Origin of the sequence: Streptococcus sp. HMSC066E07 (genome assembly GCF_001814695.1) — a bacterium.
Classification (GTDB): domain Bacteria; phylum Bacillota; class Bacilli; order Lactobacillales; family Streptococcaceae; genus Streptococcus; species Streptococcus hominis.
This window is the reverse complement of the sequence record NZ_KV817430.1, coordinates 1-22,882: the sequence shown is the minus strand read 5'-3', so window position 1 is coordinate 22,882 and position 22,882 is coordinate 1. Positions and strand designations below refer to the sequence as shown.

General features: G+C 39.2%; 21 protein-coding genes, 3 tRNA genes and 1 pseudogene. 4 read left to right on the top strand and 21 right to left on the bottom strand.

The genetic code is table 11. From position 1 onward, the window contains the following. Positions 1–21: 21 nt before the first annotated feature. The 12 genes from HMPREF2984_RS03125 to parE form a co-directional block, all read right to left on the bottom strand. Positions 22–426, bottom strand: a complete 405-nt coding sequence (locus HMPREF2984_RS03125; protein ID WP_022525130.1) for an NUDIX hydrolase — start codon at positions 424–426, stop codon at positions 22–24. Positions 427–491: 65 nt separating this feature from the next. Then, positions 492–563 (bottom strand) — tRNA-Arg (locus HMPREF2984_RS03120). Positions 564–645: 82 nt separating this feature from the next. Beyond that, positions 646–1,845, bottom strand: a complete 1,200-nt coding sequence (gene rpsA / locus HMPREF2984_RS03115) for a 30S ribosomal protein S1 (protein WP_003029657.1) — start codon at positions 1,843–1,845, stop codon at positions 646–648. Positions 1,846–2,006: 161 nt separating this feature from the next. After that, positions 2,007–2,078 (bottom strand) — tRNA-Gln (locus tag HMPREF2984_RS03110). 42 nt (positions 2,079–2,120) lie between these two features. Beyond that, a tRNA-Tyr gene (locus tag HMPREF2984_RS03105) sits at positions 2,121–2,201 on the bottom strand. 52 nt (positions 2,202–2,253) lie between these two features. Next, on the bottom strand, positions 2,254–2,484 hold the full coding sequence (locus HMPREF2984_RS03100; RefSeq protein WP_049533369.1) for a DUF2969 domain-containing protein: 231 nt from the start codon (positions 2,482–2,484) through the stop codon (positions 2,254–2,256). A 102-nt stretch (positions 2,485–2,586) separates the two neighbouring features. Next, on the bottom strand, positions 2,587–3,624 hold the full coding sequence (locus HMPREF2984_RS03095) for a branched-chain amino acid aminotransferase (RefSeq protein WP_083312541.1): 1,038 nt from the start codon (positions 3,622–3,624) through the stop codon (positions 2,587–2,589). 121 nt (positions 3,625–3,745) lie between these two features. Continuing rightward, positions 3,746–6,202, bottom strand: a complete 2,457-nt coding sequence (parC, locus tag HMPREF2984_RS03090; RefSeq protein WP_070670433.1) for a DNA topoisomerase IV subunit A — start codon at positions 6,200–6,202, stop codon at positions 3,746–3,748. Positions 6,203–6,411: 209 nt separating this feature from the next. Further along, on the bottom strand, positions 6,412–7,236 hold the full coding sequence (locus tag HMPREF2984_RS03085; RefSeq protein ID WP_070670430.1) for an aminoglycoside 6-adenylyltransferase: 825 nt from the start codon (positions 7,234–7,236) through the stop codon (positions 6,412–6,414). Positions 7,237–7,255: 19 nt separating this feature from the next. Further along, the gene (locus HMPREF2984_RS03080) at positions 7,256–7,990 is read right to left on the bottom strand and encodes a DUF6261 family protein (RefSeq protein ID WP_070670428.1); all 735 of its coding nucleotides are present in this window, start codon (positions 7,988–7,990) and stop codon (positions 7,256–7,258) included. A gap of 265 nt (positions 7,991–8,255) precedes the next feature. Continuing rightward, entirely contained in the window at positions 8,256–9,323 is a 1,068-nt protein-coding gene (locus tag HMPREF2984_RS09710; RefSeq protein WP_070670423.1) for a hypothetical protein, read from the bottom strand. 14 nt (positions 9,324–9,337) lie between these two features. Continuing rightward, positions 9,338–11,281: a DNA topoisomerase IV subunit B gene (gene parE / locus HMPREF2984_RS03070; protein WP_070670420.1), complete on the bottom strand. Its 1,944-nt coding sequence runs from the start codon at positions 11,279–11,281 to the stop codon at positions 9,338–9,340. Between the two features lie 182 nt (positions 11,282–11,463). Here parE and plsY point away from each other — a divergent pair, with 182 nt between their 5' ends. Further along, the gene (plsY, locus tag HMPREF2984_RS03065; RefSeq protein ID WP_070670417.1) at positions 11,464–12,111 is read left to right on the top strand and encodes a glycerol-3-phosphate 1-O-acyltransferase PlsY; all 648 of its coding nucleotides are present in this window, start codon (positions 11,464–11,466) and stop codon (positions 12,109–12,111) included. A 37-nt stretch (positions 12,112–12,148) separates the two neighbouring features. On the opposite strand, the pseudogene nt5e reads toward plsY, so the two are convergent. The 4 genes and pseudogenes from nt5e to HMPREF2984_RS03045 all read right to left on the bottom strand — a co-directional run bounded on the left by nt5e (position 12,149) and on the right by HMPREF2984_RS03045 (position 16,213). Next, positions 12,149–14,302: pseudogene (gene nt5e, locus HMPREF2984_RS03060) on the bottom strand (cell surface ecto-5'-nucleotidase Nt5e). A gap of 159 nt (positions 14,303–14,461) precedes the next feature. Then, positions 14,462–15,097, bottom strand: a complete 636-nt coding sequence (locus HMPREF2984_RS03055; RefSeq protein ID WP_070670413.1) for a tetratricopeptide repeat protein — start codon at positions 15,095–15,097, stop codon at positions 14,462–14,464. Positions 15,098–15,144: 47 nt separating this feature from the next. Further along, positions 15,145–15,612 (bottom strand): deoxycytidylate deaminase, encoded by a 468-nt coding sequence (locus HMPREF2984_RS03050; RefSeq protein ID WP_003042919.1) that lies wholly within the window; start codon positions 15,610–15,612, stop codon positions 15,145–15,147. Positions 15,613–15,628: 16 nt separating this feature from the next. Then, the gene (locus HMPREF2984_RS03045; protein ID WP_049533376.1) at positions 15,629–16,213 is read right to left on the bottom strand and encodes a TetR/AcrR family transcriptional regulator; all 585 of its coding nucleotides are present in this window, start codon (positions 16,211–16,213) and stop codon (positions 15,629–15,631) included. 133 nt (positions 16,214–16,346) lie between these two features. Between HMPREF2984_RS03045 and HMPREF2984_RS03040 the strand changes: the two genes are divergently transcribed. Continuing rightward, the gene (locus tag HMPREF2984_RS03040) at positions 16,347–17,192 is read left to right on the top strand and encodes a DegV family protein (protein WP_059220766.1); all 846 of its coding nucleotides are present in this window, start codon (positions 16,347–16,349) and stop codon (positions 17,190–17,192) included. A gap of 42 nt (positions 17,193–17,234) precedes the next feature. Here the strand turns inward: HMPREF2984_RS03040 and HMPREF2984_RS03035 are convergent, their stop codons facing one another. The 4 genes from HMPREF2984_RS03035 to eno all read right to left on the bottom strand — a co-directional run bounded on the left by HMPREF2984_RS03035 (position 17,235) and on the right by eno (position 20,917). After that, complete coding sequence (locus HMPREF2984_RS03035; protein ID WP_003042928.1) at positions 17,235–17,966, bottom strand: DUF3307 domain-containing protein; 732 nt, start codon at positions 17,964–17,966, stop codon at positions 17,235–17,237. Continuing rightward, positions 17,959–18,633, bottom strand: a complete 675-nt coding sequence (locus tag HMPREF2984_RS03030; RefSeq protein WP_049533379.1) for a SatD family protein — start codon at positions 18,631–18,633, stop codon at positions 17,959–17,961. The genes HMPREF2984_RS03035 and HMPREF2984_RS03030 overlap by 8 nt, the downstream gene beginning before the upstream one ends. 160 nt (positions 18,634–18,793) lie before the next feature. Then, positions 18,794–19,534, bottom strand: coding sequence for an NAD-dependent protein deacylase (locus HMPREF2984_RS03025; RefSeq protein WP_059220768.1), 741 nt, complete (start codon positions 19,532–19,534; stop codon positions 18,794–18,796). 78 nt (positions 19,535–19,612) lie between these two features. Then, positions 19,613–20,917, bottom strand: a complete 1,305-nt coding sequence (eno, locus tag HMPREF2984_RS03020; protein ID WP_059220770.1) for a surface-displayed alpha-enolase — start codon at positions 20,915–20,917, stop codon at positions 19,613–19,615. 174 nt (positions 20,918–21,091) lie between these two features. Between eno and HMPREF2984_RS03015 the strand changes: the two genes are divergently transcribed. Then, entirely contained in the window at positions 21,092–21,544 is a 453-nt protein-coding gene (locus HMPREF2984_RS03015) for a DUF1694 domain-containing protein (RefSeq protein WP_049533382.1), read from the top strand. 11 nt (positions 21,545–21,555) lie between these two features. Further along, a complete protein-coding gene (locus tag HMPREF2984_RS03010; protein ID WP_049533383.1) occupies positions 21,556–21,879 on the top strand; it encodes a nuclear transport factor 2 family protein in 324 nt (107 codons plus the stop codon). An 85-nt stretch (positions 21,880–21,964) separates the two neighbouring features. On the opposite strand, the gene HMPREF2984_RS03005 is transcribed toward HMPREF2984_RS03010, so the two are convergent. After that, entirely contained in the window at positions 21,965–22,714 is a 750-nt protein-coding gene (locus HMPREF2984_RS03005; protein WP_049533381.1) for a PHP domain-containing protein, read from the bottom strand. Between the last annotated feature and the right edge of the window lie 168 nt (positions 22,715–22,882).

The window sequence follows — 22,882 nt, the reverse complement described above, 5'->3', positions numbered from 1 at the left end:
ATATAATCTCACCTTATCAATTTATTTCAATATATCTTTTAAATAAGGAACAGTCTTCTCACCTTTCATATCTGACAGCACCCGAATCCAGCGAAATGCTGTATGCTCTTCCAAATCAAGTTTAATCTCTCTATATTCCAGCAATTTTGCCTTATACACTAGACGCGTAAAAACGATGCCCTTTGTATCATCATAACAGCTATCCTCATGAAGAATCGAACTTAATTGTACTTTTTGGTTGACTTCTTCCATCGCTTCTCGTACAGCACCTTCTCGCGGCAATTCGTCTTCTTCCACACTACCTCCTGGAATATCCCAATATTCTGGATACATGTTTGGAGAACCACGTTTTATTTTACTTCGTTTAATAAGCAAATATTTTCCATCTTTTTCAATTAGAACATGAGCAATCAATTTTATAGGCATTCGCAATCTCCTTTGTAAAAATAAAAAATCTTGCATAAAACAAGACTTTCAAGTAATAAACACAATCCACCCTGAGAGAATCGAACTCCCATCTCAAGAACCGGAATCTTACGTGATATCCATTACACTAAGGGTGGCAACTATTTTATTATATAAAAATTTTATAAAAATAACAAGTAAAAAAGGACTGAAATGATAAATTCCAATCCTTTTATTTGATTATAATTCAATATCACCAAACAAGTCAGCCATTGAAAATCCAGTTTGAGTTTCTGGAAGCTCAAAGTCACGTTTTTCTTGACGTTTTTGACGACGAGGACGTGATTGACGTTTTTCTTTTTGATCATCTTCTTGTACTGGACGTTCTTCAAGAGCTTTGATAGAAAGTGATACACGTTCTGCATCAGCATTTACATCAAGAACTTTCACAGTTACTTCTTGACCAACTTTAAGCACATCTTTCGGATTTTCAACACGTTTATGTGAAATTTGTGAAATATGGACAAGTCCGTCAATACCTGGCAATACTTCAACAAAAGCACCGAAATCTGTCAAACGTTTAACTGTGCCTTCAATCACATCACCAGCAGCTAATTTTTGTTCAACACCGTCCCATGGTCCAGGTGTTGTAGCTTTAAGAGAAAGTGATACGCGTCCTTCTTCTTCGTTCAAATCAAGAACTTTTACTTCAATTTCATCGCCAACTGATACAACAGATTTTGGTGAAACGTTGCGTTCGTGTGACAATTCAGTTAAGTGAACAAGTCCGTCAACACCACCAAGGTCAATAAAGGCACCAAAGCTTGTGATACGTGCAACTTTACCAGTCACGATGTCACCAACAGCCAATTTACCAAACACTTCAGCACGTGCTGCTGCAGCTTTTTCTTCTACTACTTCACGGCGTGAAAGAATGAAACGATTTTCTTTTGGATCCACTTCTTTAATTTTTGCTTCAAATTCTTGACCTACAAAACGTTCAGTATTACGAACGAAACGAGTATCTAGCATTGAAGCAGGAATAAATCCACGAAGTCCTTCAAATTCTACTGAAAGACCACCTTTAACTGCACGAGTACCTTTTACAGTAACAACTTCTTCTTCACGTCCAACCAACTTGTCCCATGCCTTGCGAGCTTCTAAACGTTTTTTAGATACAAGGTAAGTAACTGTATCAGTATCTTTACCAACTACTTGACGAAGAACAAGCAATTCAAGTGTTTCACCTGGTTTTACAAGATCGTTAATGTCAGCTTCACGATCATTTGTCAATTCACGAAGGGTCAACACACCTTCTACACCAGTTCCAGCGATTGCAACATTAGCTTGGTTCGCATCAACAGTCAATACTTCAGCAGTAACGACGTCGCCTGGCTCAACTTGGCTAACACTATTTAGCAAATCTTCAAATTCATTCATCTAAAAAAATCCTCCAACAATCAAGCATTTCTTGCTTGACATACTTATAATATTTTTCCTAAGCACCGCAATGACATGAACTATCTTTAACGTTTCCCACCCTATAAAGAAATAAAATACCCTAAGATATTTTACCATTTATCTGATATATTACCTAAGAACTGGGGTAGCTGGATTCGAACCAACGCATGAGGGAGTCAAAGTCCCTTGCCTTACCGCTTGGCTATACCCCAAAAAGAACGCGGACAAAATCCTTTAAACGCTGAGTGCGCTCATGGAGAGGGAGGGATTCGAACCCCCGAACCCGAAGGAGCGGATTTACAGTCCGCCGCGTTTAGCCTCTTCGCTACCTCTCCTGTATAATCAACAGTATTTATTATACCATTGATGAAAAGAAAACACAAGCATTTATTTCCCCAAATTATAGGTTTCAATCAATTTTTCCACGGCATTTTCAAGTTTTTTATAAAAACTATCAACATTTTCATTTTTTATGATAGCAAATTGCCCGTCTAACTCAGCAATTTGACCAATGACTTTTTTACCAATAGATAAAGCATAACCTTCGTATTGTTCAGACCCTACTTTTACTTGGCTATCTGCTAATTGGATTTCAATCTTTTTGTCTTTTTTACTCATCATATACCTCTTTCAAGTCTCTATTTTACAAAAAAATAGAAAAACTAGCAAGCAATATGCGAAACTAAAGCTACCCCAACGGTGAGATAGCTTCAAAAATTTCTAAACTTTGACAATCCAGCCTTCTGGTGCTTCAACATCACCAAATTGAATACCGGTTAATTCATCATAAAGTTTTCGAGTGACAGGTCCAACTTCTGTTTCACTGTAAAAGACATGGAAATCGTCACCGTGCTGAATACCACCAATTGGAGAGATGACCGCTGCTGTACCGCAAGCCCCTGCTTCAGCAAAACGATCCAAATCATCAATTGGTACATCTCCTTCGATAGCTTTCAAGCCCAAACGATGTTCTGCTAAATATAGAAGAGAATATTTTGTGATAGAAGGCAGGATAGATGGGCTATATGGTGTTACAAATTCGTTGTCTTTGGTAATTCCAAAGAAGTTTGCAGACCCCACTTCTTCAATCTTCGTATGAGTGGCAGGGTCTAGATAAATGACATCAGAAAATTTCTTTTCGTGAGCCATTTGCCCTGGAAGCAAGCTTGCTGCGTAGTTACCGCCGACTTTAGCAGCACCTGTTCCATAAGGAGCAGCACGGTCATACTTGTCAGAAACGATAAAGTTTGTCGGAGTCAAGCCCCCTTTAAAGTAATTTCCAACCGGCATAGCAAACACGGTGAAAATGTATTCATCTGCTGGTTTAACACCGATGATGTCACCAACACCTAACAATAGCGGACGAATATAAAGGGTTCCTCCTGTTCCATACGGTGGAACGTATTCTTCATTGGCACGAACCACTTGCTTCACAGCATCAACAAACATATCAGTCGGAACTTGTGGCATCAAGAGACGGTCTGAGGTGTGTTGCAGACGTTTTGCATTTTGATCTGGACGAAATAGCTGTACGCCGCCGTCTTTCGTGCGATAAGCTTTCATTCCCTCAAAGGCTTGTTGACCGTAATGAAGGCAAGGAGATGATTCAGACATGTGCAGAGTTGCATCTTCAGTCAATCCTCCTTTTTCCCACTGACCATTTTTATAATAAGCAAGATAACGATAAGGCAATTTCATATAGGAAAAACCAAGATTTTCCCAATCAAGATTTACTGACATAACATTCTCCTTTTTAATTTTATGATTTTTATTTTACACTATTTTTAGATATTTTCAATAGTTTTTTGCAAAATTCTGAAAATTTTTTAATTTCAGTTTATAACCGAACAAAAAATCAGCCGCTTGGACTGATTTTCAATTATTTAAGATTCGCAGAGAACACTTCTTCATCTGAAATAGTATCAGAGATAAAGCTACCGTTGCTAGTTCTTTCAGACAAACCGAGGTCAGCAAGATTCACTTGGTAAGTCGTTCCTTTGTTAGAAACAATAGAAAGAATCTGCTCTTCTTCTGCTGTTGGATGATCTGAACTAAAGAGGTCTAGTTCTGCAGGCTGCTCTCCAAAAACAGGACCTGCTTGGAAAACACGATGTGGCTTGGACTTCAGATCGCGCAACACTTGCAAGCCACGATTTGCTCGACTGGTCACAGGAATATCTGCAACTGCCATTCGCTTGAGCGCTCCACGTTGGGTCAAGATATAAAGTGAATCAGTATTGGCAATAAAAGCTGCTGCTAAGACATCATCTTTTTTGAGATTGATAGCTTTGACACCTGCTGCTTTAGCACCCACAACTGGCACTTCTTCAATATTAAACCGCAAGGCATAGCCGTTCTGGGTCACTAGCATAACATCGTCTAGCTTGATTGGAGAAAGTGTGATAATTTGGTCGTCTTCATTTTTTAATTTAGCAAATTTAACAGACTTGGACTTATAGGTGCGCCAAGGGCTGAATTCTTTTCGCTCTACACGCTTGATTTGTCCTAGCTTTGTTACCGCAAAATAAGTTCCCTCATCAAAACTATCAACCAATTCTGTATAAAGTACTTCTTCATTCGTCTCAAAATTGGTAATGGTCTGGCTGAGGTGTTCCCCGATTTCTTTCCAGCGAATGTCTGCCAGTTCATGGATCGGTCGATAGATGACATTTCCAAGATTGGTAAAAATCAAAAGGTGCTGAGTGGTTTTCGCCGAGCTGACAAAAATCAGACGGTCGTCATCTCGCTTGCCGACCTCATCAACCGTTGATGAATTGAAAGAACGTGGACTGGTGCGTTTGAGGTAGCCGCCACGAGTGACGCTGACAAAGGTTTCTTCTTCCACAATCAGACTAGCCGTATCAATTTCAATGGCATTAGCCGTATCTTGCAATTCACTAAGACGAGGATTGCCAAATTTCTTTTTGACCTCGCGGAGTTCGCGCTTCATGAGATTGTACATGGTCCGCTCATCACCGATAATGGCTGAGAGCATGGCAATTTTTTCGCGTAATTCCGCCTGCTCTTCCTCCAGAATTACCACGTCTGTATTGGTCAAGCGGTAGAGTTGGAGAGTGACAATAGCCTCTGCCTGCTCTTCGGTAAAATCATAGCTGACCTTGAGATTTTCCTTGGCATCAGCTTTATTTTCCGATGCACGAATGAGCGCAATCACTTCATCCAAAATCGAAATCACTCGAATCAAGCCTTCTACGATATGCAGGCGCTTCTCTGCTTTGGCCTTGTCAAATCGACTACGCGCCAGAATAATCTCTTTTCGGTGGGCAATGTAACTAGTCAGAATCGGCACAATTCCCACCAAACGAGGCGTGAAATGATTAATCGCCACCATGTTAAAATTGTAATTGACCTGCAAATCCGTATATTTAAAGAGATAATTCAAAATCAGCTCGGTATTGGCATCCTTTTTCAGCTCAATGGCAATACGAAGCCCATCGCGGTCAGACTCATCCCGCACTTCTGCAATACCAGCTACCTTGCTATTGACCCGAACATCATCAATCTTCTTGACCAGAACAGCCTTGTTAATCTCATAAGGAATCTCTGTCACAACGATCTGCTCTTTGCCACCTTTGAGCTTTTCAATCTCCGTCCGAGAACGCACGACAACGCGACCCTTTCCAGTCTCATAGGCTTTCTTAATCTCATCACGCCCTTGCACAATGGCTCCCGTTGGGAAGTCAGGCCCTGGCAGAAACTCCATGAGTTTGTCAACCTTGGCTTTGGGGTGGTCAATCATATAAACCACCGCATCGATGACTTCAGCCAGATTGTGAGGCGGAATGTCCGTCGCATACCCAGCAGAAATCCCCGTCGCCCCATTTACCAAAAGATTTGGAAAGGCAGCAGGCAATACGGTCGGTTCTTTCTCTGTATCGTCAAAGTTCCAAGCAAAAGGCACAGTGTCCTTTTCGATGTCTTGGAGCAAGTAGCCCGCAATCTCAGACAGGCGAGCCTCGGTGTACCGCATAGCGGCTGGCGGATCGCCGTCCATAGAACCGTTATTTCCGTGCATCTCCACTAAAATCTCACGGTTCTTCCAGTCCTGAGACATACGGACCATAGCGTCGTAAATGGAGCTGTCACCATGCGGGTGAAAATTCCCCATGATATTTCCAACAGACTTGGCAGACTTGCGGTAACTCTTGTCAAAGGTGTTACCGTCTTTATTCATCGAATAAAGAATCCGACGCTGCACGGGCTTGAGTCCGTCACGAATGTCGGGCAAAGCCCGCTCTTGAATGATGTATTTGGAGTAGCGTCCAAAACGCTCTCCCATGATGTCCTCCAAGGACATATTTTGAATGTTACTCATAAGATACAAAGGGACGTTTCGGCTTGCCGAAAATTTCTGTAGAAAAATAGGAAATCGATGCAGGGTTCGATGAACTCCAACCGATTTATCTTTTTTTCTAAGTCTTAGTCCCGTGTTCAGTTGCTATACAACCAAACTATCCTTTCTGTAATTTTCTTTTTTAATGCTCCCTGATGTAAGAGGCATCTCTTATGAATGAGCAAAGTGGATTATAACTTTCTTAGATTCAGTTTTTCTTTAGTGTACTGAATCATTTTTTCTGCAGTTTCTTTATCATAAGGAAAACCAGTCTTGAGAGAGAAAACCTGAGCTTCTTTGTGAAAAAATTGCTGCGTAGACAGTAAAGACTGGATGAGGCTTTCTTTATCAGAAAAATCAAGCAAAGTGGCAAATTCTTCTTCCTTCTCAGCGAGCAAATACTGAAACAGATACTTGTAGTTTTTGCCGACATCAATCACTCCCTTTTCTTCTGCCACTTGCCAAGCCAATAATTTCAGCAATTCTTTCTGACAGATACCATAGAGATGATCCACCGCATACACAAATTGCTGACGCTGAATCCCCTTGACAACATAGGCTGAAACCCACCAGAATTCATTGCACGATTTTGCAAAATCATCCGCACTTGCTGGTTTTGTCCAATAGCGTTTGGGAGTGGGGGTATAGGGTCGAAAAAGTTCCTGTGGGTCGTCCAACACCATAAAGTCTGCTTCGCTATCCACCCATTCTTTGATATGCTCCTTAGGGCAAAGGGTCAAATCTATCCGATTACCATCTTCAAAGAGCATCAAGTAGAGCCGGCGATGCGCAAGTACATTATGCTGCTCAATAATGCGCTCGCCAAACTGCTCCAACCAAGCAAGGTCAGCTACCAGTCTATCCAAATTATCCACAATGTAGACCACATCATAGTCTTGAAACTCGTCCTTGGGAGCATCTGGATTTGTCCGCGAGCCGGACATGGCAACAGCATCGACTTTTAGCACTTTTGCGGTTTGTAAAATCAAATCCAACATTTCACTTTCAGTTCTCATGGAAGTACCTACCTTTTTGCTAGATCGCTTCTTTCACTTTCTTAACCGCTTTGCGTTTTTTGTAGCGGCTGCGAATGGTATTGAGGTGGTCGCGAAGATCTGCATAGTGGCTTCTTTCTGGGTAGGCATAGGTCATAATAGCAGTGAAATCCAGCAGGAAATCGTAGATTTCTTGTAGCTGAATGCGGAGTTGCTTGCTTTGGCTAGGCACTTTGCCTTTCAACTCGGTCAAGCGCTCCTTATAGGCTTCTTCAAACCGCTTTTGCGCAGTCATCAAATTTTCCACATGAGCTTCCAAGTGCAGTTTTGCCAGCGCCGTTTGATAGGTTGATTTCTTCAACTCTTGGAGCAGGTGATTGATGCCCTCTGTCTCTTTTTCATAGTTGGCAGCCGCAATCCCTGCGTAATTTTTCAGCAAGCCTGCCAAGGTGTCGTAGGCTTCTTTGGTCGCAGTCTCCTTGACCCGTGAAAATGCCCGCACCAAAGCAGTTAGCGTCCCCAAGGCATCGTCCCGCTCGTGGTCGGCTTGGTCCAAACTGGTCACCAAGCGACTAGCTTTCGTCTGATGAAGCCCCTCCTGAAACTTAGCCAAATGCTGGCTCATCTCTTCCAGCTTGCTCGTATAAATACTTTCAACCTTGTGCGCCTTGTTAAAAGCAGCAATCGCCTCTTTCGACTCGGTCATGAGCTGGGAAAATTCACTTTTATCCAGAGCTTTCGTGTCCAATGTAGTGATTCCGTATGTCAATTTCATTATTTTCTCCTAATTCTTTTAAATTCTAATCTATTTCATGTCATTTTTACATTATTCAGTTTCGGAAAAGGCTTTTTACTCAAAAACCGTTCGTCCGAAATTAGAACGTTCGTCTTTTGTTCCAAAAACTATTGTCCGAAAAAAGAACAATCGGGATTTACTAAAAAGTCGCTTGTCCGAAAGTTGAATGACTTTACTTTTGCTCTAACGAGCTTGTCCGAATTTCGGACAGTGAGAGCTTCACTTTTCGATACCTTATACCTTCTTAGTAATCTGGATATAAAGGATCCTTTGCTGGAATAACTTTATCTGATAGCTTTCTTCCTAGAGAATTAAAATTATTTCTACTTGGTTTGGCATACTCTGCTATATCTTTATCGGGGTCATATGTCATATCCCACTTAGTCCCTATCAGCGCATAAAATCTTTGTTGGTCTTCTTCTGTTCTAAATCCAGAAAAAAACATCGGAAGCAAATTATTAAATTGGGATTCTAAATATTTAAATGCTGAATCATATACATTCTCATTCCCTTTAACAACGACCTCATTCTCCGGAAAGTGTGCAATATTTCTAGTATAATTTTCTAAATCTAAAAATCTATCATCTGTCAACTTCTCCTTATTCCAAGGTGTCGTAATAAATTTTTCGGTCATAATCTTTTTAGGATTATCTTTATAAGAATATTCTATATAAGTTGCAATTGCCAAAAAGGGATACACCCGCAATTCAAATGCGACATTATCCTTACCCGGTTTCCCATAAATTTTACTTCGTAAATCTCGATTTCCCAACTTCCCATAAAAGTTTTTAGAAAGTACTGAAGTCTCAATTTCATCAATAGTTTTCCCCGTACTTGTTTGCGAAATAACATTTTCGTAGGAAACGGGTAACAGGATTAGACTTGAGTATCGTTTCCCATCCTTAAATATATAGTATAACTTAGCAGGGATATATAGGTAGTAGCTGGGTTGTGGTGGTGAAGTTAACGGTTTTTGTGATTCATTGTATAGTGTGTAACTTGGATGTTCTTGCCAAAAATTTTGAACAATATTAAAGTTTGTGGTCTCAAGATAATCATTTCTTTTATTTGTTTTATAGACACTAAAACCGGAAACTAACAAAGCTACAATGGATAGCCCAATCGTCAATTCAGATTTAATTTTGGACCATAATCCCACCTTATCTTTTTTAATTTCAATTGGATTAGTAAGAGTTACTCTATACTCATTAAGGTTAGTTTTCTCCATCCTCTGAAACTTTTTACTTTCAGACTTCAACAATTCCTGTCGTTGATTCTCTAACGAATTCTTTTTACCTTGCTTTTTTCCCATATTCTCTCCATAATCTAGAACACCGTATTCTCCTCCAGCGTAAACTTGACGTTATCTTCAATCCATTTACGGCGTGGTGGGACTTTGTCGCCCATGAGGACATTGACGCGACGCTCAGCACGGGCCAAGTCGTCAATGGTGACGCGAATGAGGGTGCGGTTTTCAGGATTCATAGTGGTTTCCCAGAGCTGGTCGGCATTCATTTCCCCCAGCCCTTTGTAGCGCTGCAACATGGCACCTTTGCCAAATTTCTTGCGCAGGTCTTCCAGCTCACCATCCGTCCAAGCATACTCGACAACCTCGTTCTTGCCTTTGCCTTTGGACATTTTATAAAGAGGGGGCAGGGCGATATAGACATGCCCCGCTTCTACGAGTGGACGCATGTAGCGGTAAAAGAAGGTCAGCAAGAGCGTCTGGATATGGGCGCCGTCCGTATCCGCATCGGTCATGATGATGATCTTGTCGTAGTTGGCATCTTCGAGGGAGAAGTCCGAACCGACACCTGCACCAATGGTGTAAATCATGGTGTTGATTTCTTCATTTTTGAGAATGTCTGCCATTTTAGCTTTAGCGGTATTGATGACCTTACCGCGCAGGGGCAGAATTGCTTGAAACTTCCGGTCGCGTCCTTGCTTGGCAGAGCCCCCTGCTGAATCTCCTTCGACTAGATAGAGCTCATTCTTTGCTGGATTTTTAGACTGAGCTGGCGTTAGTTTTCCAGATAAAAGTCCCTTGTCTTTCTTGTTTTTCTTGCCACTTCGGCTTTCATCTCTCGCCTTACGGGCTGCCTCGCGCGCATCTCTTGCCTTAATCGCCTTGCGGATGAGATTAGACGCCAATTCCCCATTTTCCAAGAGGAAGAAAGTCAACTTGTCTGACACAATCGAATCCACCGCAGGACGAGCAAGCGGACTGCCCAACTTGTCCTTGGTCTGCCCTTCAAACTGCAAATGCTCTTCTGGCACTAAGATAGAAAGAACAGCCGCTAAGCCCTCGCGGTAGTCAGAACCTTCCAGATTTTTATCCTTTTCTTTCAGCAAACCAGTCTTTCTCGCATAGTCATTCATGACCTTGGTAATAGCAGATTTAAGCCCCGTTTCGTGCGTTCCACCGTCCTTAGTGCGGACGTTATTGACAAAAGAAAGGATATTGTCCGAGTAGCCGTCATTGTACTGGAGAGCCACTTCCACTTGAAAACCGCCCTCTTCTCCTTCAAAATAAAGGACCGGCGTCAAGGTTTCCTTGTCTTCGTTCAAGTAGCTGACAAAGTCCTGCACCCCATTTTCATAGTGAAAATCAACAAACTCACCCGTTCGCTCATCTGTCAGAGAAAGGTGAACATTTTTCAAGAGAAAGGCTGATTCATTGAGCCGCTCCGAAATGGTATTGTATTTGAAATCTGTCGTTGAGAAAATCGTGTCGTCAGGCATAAAGGTCACTTTTGTGCCCGTTTTTGATTTGGGAGCTTTGCCAATCTTTTCCAGACTGGTAACAGGTTTCCCACCTTGCTCAAATCGTTGCCGATAAATCGTTCCGTCACGTGTGATTTCAACTTCCAGCCAACTAGACAGCGCATTGACCACAGAAGAACCAACACCGTGGAGACCCCCAGAGGTCTTGTAACCGCCCTGACCGAACTTACCTCCAGCGTGAAGCACCGTAAAGATAACTTCTACTGTTGGGATTCCCATAGCGTGCATACCGACTGGCATTCCCCGACCGTGGTCTGCCACAGTCAAACTCCCGTCTTTGTGAATGGTCACGTCAATCTTGTCGCCAAAGCCAGACAGAGCCTCATCGACTGCATTGTCAACAATTTCCCAGACCAAATGGTGAAGCCCAGTTGCATCTGTTGATCCGATATACATACCAGGACGCTTCCGAACTGCATCCAACCCTTCTAATACTTGAATGGCATCATCATTGTAATTGTTAATATTGATTTCCTTTTTTACCACAAGGAACCTCCTGAATCATTCATCCTTTCTATCTTACAAGTTTTTAGTGAATTTTGCAAAGATTTTTAGAAAATAGTGTATTCTTTCTGCTTCTTACCACCATTTTTTCAGCCTAGACAAATTTTATAAAATATTTCTGGTCGTTCAACTATCAAAATCAAAATTCATGGTATAATAAAAACATGATAAAGATAGTTTTTACATTGATAGTAGCTTATTTGATTGGTTCAATCCCTGCTGGGCTTTGGATTGGACAAGTATTTTACAAGAAAAATCTCCGCGAATACGGCAGCGGAAATACAGGGACGACCAATACCTTTCGTGTCCTTGGAAAAAAAGCAGGCATCATCACCTTTATTTTTGACTTTTTTAAAGGAACATTTGCGACGCTATTGCCTCTTTTCCTTCATATCAACGGTATTTCTCCTCTCGTTTTTGGACTTTTAGCCGTTCTTGGGCATACTTTCCCCATTTTTGCAGAATTTAAAGGTGGTAAAGCCGTAGCAACTAGCGCAGGCGTCATTCTTGGATTTTCACCTACTTTCTTCACTTATTTAGCTATCATCTTTTTCAGTTGCTTATATCTGACCAGTATGATTTCCTTTTCGAGTGTGACAGCTGCTACCTCTGCCATTTTGGGAGTTGTCTTTTTTCCACTATTTGGCTTTCTATTGCCGCATTACGATGTGCTTTTTACCATGATTGTGCTCGTACTAGCGCTCATCATTATCATTCGGCACAAAGATAATATTCATCGGATTCGGATGAAACAAGAAAACCTTATTCCTTTCGGATTGAATATCACAAAACAACAACCTAAACAGAAATAAAAGAAGCTAGGATAAAAAATCTTAGCTTCCTTTTATTCTATTCTTTGTGAGCTTTTTTAAATCTGGATAATCCTAAAAGTCCAACAACAAAGCCAAGTAAACTGATAAAGGTAGTATCTGTTGTACCTGTTTCTGGCAAGCTCTTTTGACCTGAAGTCACAAATTGTTTGTGTACATTGACTGGAATAGTCGCCGTTCTTTGAGCTGTATTTGTTTGAACTGCTGGCACAAGTTCTTTTTGTCCAGTTTCATTTGGCTTCACTTGATTAGCAGCTTGCTCTTGAAGTTTCTTGTATTGTGCAGTCGAGATTGAAATAGTCCGTGAATTAGGATTGACAACCGCATAAGCTGTTAAGTCTGTTTTTGTCAAATAGTCTGCAAAAGCAACGTCCATTGAAGGACCTTCTTCGCGAGCCCCGCCCAACATACTATAACCATCACCACCTGCAGCTAAGAAATCATTGGTTGTAAGATAATAAGTTTTTGTGAGATTTAATTTTTCATATTTTCCTGTTTCAGGATTTTTAATTTCAATGCCAAGAATACGCTTATCAGCTGGCAAGGTTGTGTCATAATAAACTTTTGCTCCAGAAACTTGAAGGAAGCCACCACTTGGTTCAAGTAGCGGTTGACCATTTTCATCTAGGACTGGTTTGCCGTCTTTTTCTTGTAAAATAGAGCCTAAAGACTTAGCAAACATGTCTGCGATGTTTTGCCCAGTTACTTTTATTTGAGTAATCGTATTGCCAAATGGTATAACAGCAATGATATCTCCTTTGGTGATTGGTTTTCCTTTCGCAATTGTTTCACGAAGTCCGCCGCCGTTAGTTACAGCAAGGTCTGTCTTATGACTGAATCCTGTTTGTCCGTACTCATAGAGCGCATCTGCTACGACATTTCCAAGATTGGTTTCCCGCACACGGACATTTTCTCGATTACCATTTAACTCAACCGGGCTATTAGCAACGACCACTTTTGCGTTTTCTTGGTCATATTTCTCTTTGATTTTATTGACCAATTGCTGAATAGCTGGATCTGGAGTAATTCCTTTCACTGAATCAGCTGATATTTGCTGTGGGTTTCCTAGGATTTGACCAGATTTGTATGTTACCTTTCCGATATTATGCAAGTAACTACCTGTTTGATTATAAGTAACATTGTCTCCATAGGTTACTGATTCTACAGTATGTGAATGCCCGTCAATCACCGTCACACGTTTCCCTTTGAGCAAAGGATTTTTTGATAATGCTTCTGCCAAGGTAGAACCACGCCATTCAACTGGTGTCGTCGTATCTACACCCAAATGCGCCAAAATGACATAATGTTTGTAAGTTTTACCTTCCGCTTTCGCACGAGATTCCACTTCTTCAATGACTTTATTGACTTCTGAAATTGGATCTGTAAACGTAACCCCTTGAACATTGCGTGGGTGTGTTTTTGTTGCAGTTTCTGGCGTTGTCACCCCAATAACCACAAATTCATCTCCCACAACATTCTTGTCTTTATCAACAATCGTAGAAGCTTGGAAAAGACGCGCTCCATTGACATAAGTATTGGCACTAAGAAGAGGAAATTTCAAAATTTCTTTGTATTTTTTCACCTCATCCAAACCAAAGTCAAATTCATGATTTCCGACCGCCATTGCGTCATAGCCAATCTTATTTAAAATATTCGCGCGCTCTTCTCATTTTGAGCTATTGGAAATCGGAAGCCCTTGAAAAGCGTCGCCTGCATCCACAACAAGTGTTGTTTGATTGATCTTTGCACGTTCTTGCTCAATGACAGCTGCTAATTTAGCATCGCCAATGACACCTTTTTCCTCTACAATACGACCGTGTACATCATTTGTATGAAGAATAACTGTATCCTTTTCGGATTGAGCTGTGGGCGAAACAACAGCTTGATTTGCCGGAGTTGTAGAATCTGCTGGAGTTACAGAAGTTTCAACTTGTTTGTTCTCGCTCTTTTCTGTTACTTTCTCTGTGGAAACTTCAGTAGCAGACGAAACTGCTGAATCTCCTTGAGCGGTCGTAGGTGCAACCGACTGATTTTCTTTAGGAGCTTCTACTTGCTCTACAGGTGCTGTTGAAGTAGCTGGATCTACAGCATCAGCAGAAACCTGATGTGCTAAAATTGCTGGAGCAATTAGCAATGTTGACAAAATTGGGATAATGAATTTGTTCTTCTTCATAATCAATCATCTTTTATTATTTTTTGATTCTATTATACAAGATTGTCTGGTAAAATAAAACCTTATTTAGCAAGCTTTATCTCATCGTTCGCTAAAATTATCATAAAAAGAAAAATATTCTAACTTTTACATTAGAATATCTTATTTCACAAACATTATCTACAACCTTCTATCTTGTGAGTTTATCTGTGTCATTAAGTCCTTCAGTCCTGCTGCTCCAACGGTATCACCTGCTTTTTCAAAACACGCCAGTGCTTTTTGAGCATAAGATTTAGCCATTTTTATATCTCCCTTAGCTAGCATTACCTCAGCCAAGCCACGATAAGCACAAGCATGATTGACGAAGTCATCTGTCTGCAATGCTAAATTTAATGTTTCTTGTAAAAGTTTCTCTGCAAGATGAATATTTCCAAGTTTGAATTGTAAATACCCCTGTTCGTACAAATTGACTGATGTCTTTAAGACATCATCAGGGAAATGCTTTGCAATAATTGCAGCTTCTGTCATTATCAAGTCATAAGCTTTTTGAAAATGTTCTTCTTCTCGTTCGACCATAGCTAATTGATGCAAGCCTATATGTTGTTCTTCTAGATTCTTTTCAGACATAGCCTGAGCATAGTAGTCTTTTAAAAACTGACGAGCCAACTGAAAATCCTTTTCTTCTAAAGCAATATAAGCTTTTAAATTCAGCGTACTATAACTATCTTGGTCTATTTGATAAACAAATTGCTTGGCAAGCTGATATTGCCCGTCAAACAATGCTTGCCAGGCTTTTTGAAGTTGTTCTTCTATCATAATTTCTTTCCTTTTATTCATAGAAAACAAAAGTCACACTTTAAAAGTTATATTAAATCAGTCTCCGAGATTGCCTCTTTCACTTTTTCGATTGGCAGATGTACTAGCTCAACTTTCTTTTCGCTATATAAATAACGCGCATAATCATCTATACGATATTGATTGATATAAACCACTCGCTTGCAACCAACTTGTAAAAGCTGTTTCGTACAATTGAGACAAGGAAAATGCGTGACATAAACAGTAAATCCTTTCGGGATCCCGCGCTCTGCACCTTGCAAAATCGCATTTACTTCTGCATGTAAAGTCCTCACACAATGCCCATCGACTATCAGGCATTCGTGATCGATGCAGTGCTCCGTTCCTGAAACGGATCCATTATATCCTGTTGAAATAACTTTATTATCCTTTACAATAACCGCACCAACGCTTGCTCGTTTGCAGGTTGAGCGATTTGCAATCAAGAGCGCTTGTGCTGCAAAATATTCGTCCCAAGCCAATCTTTTTGTAACCATGTTGTCACCTTCTTTTTTATTTATCACTCATTTTATCATTTTTTCGATGTGGAAAAAGCGGAAGTCCGAGCGATGCGATCTTTTCTGCCGGAACCCTCATGCCGTCTTTTGTCCATTTGATTAAGACAGAAACCACCGCCGAACTCCAAAAGGAATTCATGTAAGTCGAAGCCTCTTTTCTAGAGCTATTTTGTTTTTCCAAGAAATCAAACACAGCACTTGTCAACAGTTTTTCTAAATTGTAATCCACTGCTAAACTAAGGATTCGTGCCTCTTTTTTGACTTCTTTAAACAAGAACAGCCACACTTGATAAAGCTCGGTTCTCATATTGAATTGTTCCAATTTATTGGTAATCTTTTGTACTGTTCGTTGGAAAATCTCTTGTAAAATTTCTTCTTTTGAATCATAATTTCGATAAAAAGCTGCACGTGAAACGCCTGCCCTCTCTACTAATTCAGAAATAGTAATTTTGGTCAACTCTTTCTTTTCCAATAATTGCAATAGCGAAATTTCTAAGGATTCTTTTGTAATGCGATTGGATTCCTGATTTGATATTTTTAGATTTTCTAAAGATTTTTTCGATATTTTACGTTCCGACATAACATTTTCTTTCTACGTGTAACAACCGACTGTAAAGGCTTTCTAAAGCAGAAGTTTCATGATATAATTGTAAAAAAAGACAAAACTTTTGTCAATGTCTAACTAGTTTACTACTCAACTAAAGGAGAATGCAATGACTTGGAAAATTGTAGCTGATTCAGGCTGTGATTATAGAACTATCGAAAACCTTGCTGTTGACACCTTGTTTGAAAGTGTTCCTTTGACCATTCAAGTAGGTGATGAAATCTTTATAGATAATGCTCAGCTCAATATTGATGATATGATGGAAAAAATGTATGCCACTTCTTCGGCTTCAAAGTCTGCCTGTCCTAGTCCAGATGATTATATGAAAGCTTTTGATGGAGCTTCAAATATTTTTGTGGTCACTATTACAGGAACCTTATCAGGAAGCCATAATAGCGCACAAGTGGCTAAAAAACTCTATATTGAAGAACATCCTAACGTGAATATCCATATTATTGATACTCTTTCTGCTGGCGGTGAAAATGATTTGATTATCAAAAATCTTAATCTTCTCATCGGTCAAGGGCTAAGTTATGAAGAGGTTGTAACAGAAATTACAGCCTATCAAGCAAAGACGAAGTTACTTTTCGTTCTTGCAAAAGTTGACAATCTAGTCAAAAATGGACGACTGAGCAAGTTGCTTGGAGCCGTTGTAGGATTACTGAATATTCGTATGGTAGGCGAAGCCAGTCAAGACGGCAAGTTGGAGTTGCTTCAAAAGGCGCGTGGTGCTAAAAAGTCACTAATCGCAGCTTTTGATGAACTCATCAAGGCAGGCTATGCCGGTGGACAAATCATTATTGCTCATCGAAATAATCTTAAGTTTTGCCAGCAATTTTCCGAAATGGTTCGTGAAAGATTCCCACAAGCTGTTATTGAAGTCATCCCGACTTCTGGCTTGTGCAGTTTTTACGCTGAAGAAAATGGTCTCCTCATGGGCTATGAGATTCAATAATATAACGAAACTGTAGTCAATCACTAAACTACAGTTTTTATATTACAAATATAGCAAACCAAAAACAACTAGCACACTAATCATGCTAAAAAGTGAGCCGATAAGATAGTATTCTGCAAAGGACTGACTTTCTGAAATCTTATTATATCGTGCGATTGACTTAGCAGTAAAGACTAAGCCAACGGAAGCAAACTGCCCAAATATAAGAGACAAAGCCATAATAAAACGCTCTAAAATCCCAATCATCGCCCCTGCACCTGCTATAGTGTCTTGGTTATCTCCCTTTGACTGATACCTACTGAAGAAAAGCTTAAATAAAATATTAACAGGCTTGCCAACGATTGCTAAGAAAAGAAGGGTTTGAGCAACTGACGCTCCATTTTTCAGCCATTGTGGATTGATTTTGCTGGCCAATAAAGCATAAAATAGAAAAATGCAAATAAAATGAAGGACTTGGTCAATGATGAAAACTTGCTTTGTGAGTCTCTTTATTTCTATAAACGTATTGAGCCTGTATTTCAAGAAATCAATAACTACATGACTAATCCAAACAGCAGCAAAGTAAATAATATTTTTCGGGAAAAAGATACTCAAAATCAGCAACGGCAGAAAAACAATGGCTAAATGCAGCAATAAATAAGGTAACTTTCGACATTTTAAATCTGCCATTTTTTGACTTTGCCATTGGAAATCAGCTAAAACATGTGCCAATAAGGTTAACAACAAGATTGGATGTTGTACAAAATAGTCTGAAAATCCCCACAAATTAGACATGTTTCGCCTCCTTCTCTATCGCATTTAACATCAAGTTCATCGCAACTCGTTTATTTCTGAGATAAATTTTTAACCCACTCGCCTTGATACGTTTGTTGAAAGCACTCGGAGTGATACCAAGTAGTTTTGCCATTTCTTTATGCGAAAATGTTTCATCGTATATATTTTCAGCTAGTAATTGTTTGAGGACATCATATTGGATATCTGTCCACTTGGACTGAATAAAAGAGCATGCAGCTAAAATAGCATTGATTGTCTGACCGACTTCTTCGTCTGCCAAAGAAACCGAAATGTGATTGATGCCATAGTCATTCTTGTCATGAACATAGTTAATCGCTTCTCTCGCCAGCCAATACGCCGGACCGTCAGAACCAATGCTTTGTTCTTTGTTAATTTCTGTAATCATATCTCCAGCACCAATCCCAAATCGAATTTCATAAGGAGCAAATGACATAGAAAGTTGCTCCATGATTTGAAACATATCCGAATTTGGTAAAAACAAAGCTTGAAATTCATCGCCAGCTGTGACCGTAAAGGGAGAAATTAAATATTTCTGATATTGCTGATTCAACTCTTTCATCAATTGCAACAATTGCTGTTGTGCCTGCGCTCGATCTTGTATTTTTTTTGATTTAATAATGTCTCCAATAAGAGCAATGTACATCATCTTTTCACCTCTTTTTGTCTATTATAATGGAAATTTTTAAAAATTTCCATTATAAAGGACATTTTCTAAAATTTCCATTATAAAGGACATTTTCTAATCTACCATCTCTAAAAAATACAGCTAAGCACATGATTGAAACCATCATTTGATCTGATAATGACTATCCTTTTACTTTCCATACCTTACCCAGCACTTCTCCAATCTTGCCCTTGATAACTAAGTCAGCTTGACTATCTTGTATTATATTGTTTTTATTGATTACAACTAAGTGCCGTCCTTGAAAATAATGAACCAAATTAGCGGCTGGATAAACAACTAGCGATGTTCCGCCAATGATAAGTAGGTCAGCTTGATTGATAGCCTGAATAGCTTGAGAAAAAACTTCCATATTTAACGGTTCCTCATAAAGAGTCACATCTGGCTTAACTACACAACCACAAGTCTCGCAATAAGGAATGATTCCAGGCAATTTCAAAAAATCCTCTAAGTCATAAAAACGATGACAATTGGTACAAAAATTTCGGTCCACACTACCATGAATTTTTAATACGTTCTTGCTTCCTGCCCTCTCGTGTAAACTATCAATATTCTGTGTAACAATTGCTTTTAATTTCCCTAACTTTTCTAGATAAACTAAATATTTATGGGCTACATTTGGCTTAGCATTAGGATAAATAAGATATTTCTTGTAAAACTCAAAAAACTGTTCTGGATAACGTTCAAACATCGTATGTGAAACTAATTGCTCTGCTGTAAAATGCTGGTTTAACTCAATATTGTAAATCCCATTAGAACTTCGAAAATCCGGAATACCAGATTCAGTTGAAACACCCGCACCACCAAAAAATACAATATTTTGGCTACTTTGAATGATCTGAGCCAGTTCTTCAATCTTGTCCATATCGCCCTCCTAAAAGTTACCAATATTATTAAAGAAAAAATCGGCTAGCAGAACTAGCCGATTCATATTATAACTGAATTATTTTGACAAGTTATAGAAAGATTTCAAACCACGGTATTCAGCAACTTCACTAAGTTGGTCTTCGATACGAAGTAATTGGTTGTATTTAGCAATACGGTCAGTACGTGACAATGAACCAGTCTTAATTTGTCCAGCGTTAGTTGCAACTGCGATGTCAGCAATTGTTGAATCTTCAGTTTCACCTGAACGGTGTGATACAACGGCAGTGTAACCAGCTTCTTTTGCCATTTCGATAGCATCAAATGTTTCAGTAAGAGTACCGATTTGGTTAACTTTAATAAGGATTGAGTTAGCACATCCTTCGTTAATACCTCTTTCAAGATAAGAAGTGTTTGTTACGAAGAAGTCATCACCAACAAGTTGTACTTTCTTACCAAGGCGTTCAGTAAGTTTCTTCCAACCTTCCCAGTCATTTTCATCCATACCATCTTCGATAGTGATGATTGGGTATTTATCAACTAACTGTTCAAGGTATTCGATTTGTTCGTCAGCTGTACGAACTGCAGCTCCTTCACCTTCGAATTTAGTGTAATCATAAACTTTACGTTCTTTATCGTAGAATTCTGATGATGCACAGTCAAATCCAAGGAATACATCTTTACCAGGAACATAACCAGCAGCTTCGATAGCAGCAAGGATAGTTTCTACACCATCTTCAGTTCCGTCAAAATGAGGAGCAAATCCACCTTCGTCACCAACAGCTGTTTCAAGACCACGAGATTTAAGGATTTTCTTAAGAGCATGGAAAATTTCAGCGCCCCAACGAAGAGCTTCTTTGAATGTAGGGGCACCAGCAGGAACAATCATAAATTCTTGGAAAGCGATTGGAGCATCTGAGTGAGAACCACCGTTGACGATGTTCATCATTGGAGTTGGAAGAACTTTAGTATTGAATCCACCAAGGTAGCTGTAAAGTGGGATTTCAAGGTAATCAGCAGCAGCACGTGCTACAGCAATAGATACACCAAGAATTGCGTTTGCACCCAATTTACCTTTATTTGGAGTACCGTCAAGTGCAATCATTGCACGGTCAATAGCTTGTTGATCACGAACGTCATAACCAATAACTGCTTCAGCAATAATATTGTTTACGTTGTCAACAGCTTTTTGTGTACCAAGACCGCCGTAACGAGATTTGTCACCATCACGAAGTTCAACTGCTTCGTGTTCACCAGTAGAAGCTCCAGATGGAACCATACCACGTCCGAAAGCACCTGATTCAGTATAAACTTCTACTTCAAGTGTTGGGTTACCGCGTGAGTCTAGGACTTCGCGAGCGTAAACATCAGTAATAATTGACATTTTTTACTCTCCTTTGAGTTATTTTATTTACATTCCTATCATACCTTAAAAATCGGTTTTTTTCAAGGAAAAATCGTGTCTTTCTATGAAATTTACGATAATTTTCCGTGTAAGCGTTTTATATTTCCGAATATTTCTTGGATAAATTTCAAAAAAGTATGTTATACTAACTTTATGACAGATATAAATAAAGCAATAATGGAAAAATCTCAAGGGGGATTAAAATTAAATCCCGATGAGCAAAGAAAATTTTTAGAAACATTTGAAGAACGGGTCATTGCAGAATGTAGTATTGATGAAGCTAACAGCGCTCCCATCCACGACCACTTTAAAGAGATTTTACAAAAGATTATCTTGGACTATCAGCCTGTAACTGTGAAAATATCACCTGAGGTTCATAGTCAATATCAAATTTTTTACTTAAAAATAGCAAAAGATCTGGGTTGCAAAGCAACAATCGTGTCTAGTAACTGCAAGAATTCTCCATTTGGTTTAGTCATTCATAGTGATCATCCAGTAGAAATAGATGAAAAAGAAATTGCTAACCAATTTTCTGAATTTTTCCAAGCAGATTCATCTCAAAAAGTAGAAAAGAGGCCTTCTTTTTGGGAAAAGTTGTTTCATTAAAGGGGCGATTGATGCCAAATTTAGAAAAACTAACCTTATTCTTTCAAGCAGAAAATCAAAGAGACTGGGAAACGTACCAAAGTTTTTTACATTCTGATATTACCTGGGAATTGCATGGGCAAGAAGTTTCAACCATTCATGGAATAGACGATTATCTTCTGAAGATTCAGCAAGCCTATCATCATAGCAACGTTCAATTTTCCTGCTTGCATACTTTTTCAACTAACGAAAATCGGATTGTCACCATTCTCCAAAATGATTTTGGTCAACTATCCTGTGATATTTTTGAGTTCGAAAATGGTTTAATTATCAGAGAATATGAATATTTGTTATGATATTTCCATGTCTGAGAACTACTACACCTTGTAATCTAAAACAAATATAATGGGAGGTTAAGAACTTTTTGTTCTAACCCCTTTTTTATAGCAACATCCCTTCGTCTATGTCAAATTCTGTTAGGATTTGCTTAATGCGGTCAAAATTCAAGCGAAAATGTTCTAACGTATGGGCATCAGAGCCAACAGAATACTTTGTTCCGCCCAATTCTTTCACCAAAGACAGGGCATAAATATAAATATCTTCATGGTCATAGAGATACATTGACTTGCAATTCAGTTCAAAAGCTAAGCTGTAATCTATCATTTTTTGAAAGAGGGCACGAAGTTGAGCTTCAAAGTTTTTTAGTTCTTCAACTGTCACATTAAACTTGCGAAAACCATAGTCAAAATGAGCCAAAACATGAGCTGAAATACTCTCAATAGCTTCTTCCATTTCTTTTAGATACGTTGGAATAAACTTCATTTTATCAAATTGCAAAACAGGCTTTTCTAAATAATCGAATTTCCCATTATGATGAACAGATAAAAGTTTCAAATCATAATCTTTATTCTCCAAAAAAGCTAAAATATCTTTCTTTCGTGGTCTGTAATAGCCAATCTCAATTCCTTTTTTGATTCGATTTCCATATTTCCGATTGAGAGCAGCTATTTTTCTAGAATAAGACTCATAATCAGGAATATCATCGTGAGGAGAGCCTGCATCATACGGATAGGGATTAGATAAATCCAGATGTTCAGTCGTCACGATTTCACCATCGTAATGTTCCAAATAATCTCTGAAATCAGCATCTGAATCGTAAGAAAAGTAAGTATGAAGATGATTATCACGCATAATATTTTTCCTCCTATCATCCTATAACACTAAGGAATTATATAGCAGTTTATACTAACTATAATATATTGTATTCTTAAACAAGATTTTCCTAAATTTGATAATTATATTTTGTAGTTGTGTAAAAAATAAGTATTCCCAATTGTCAAGTCAAGTGCAACAAAGTTG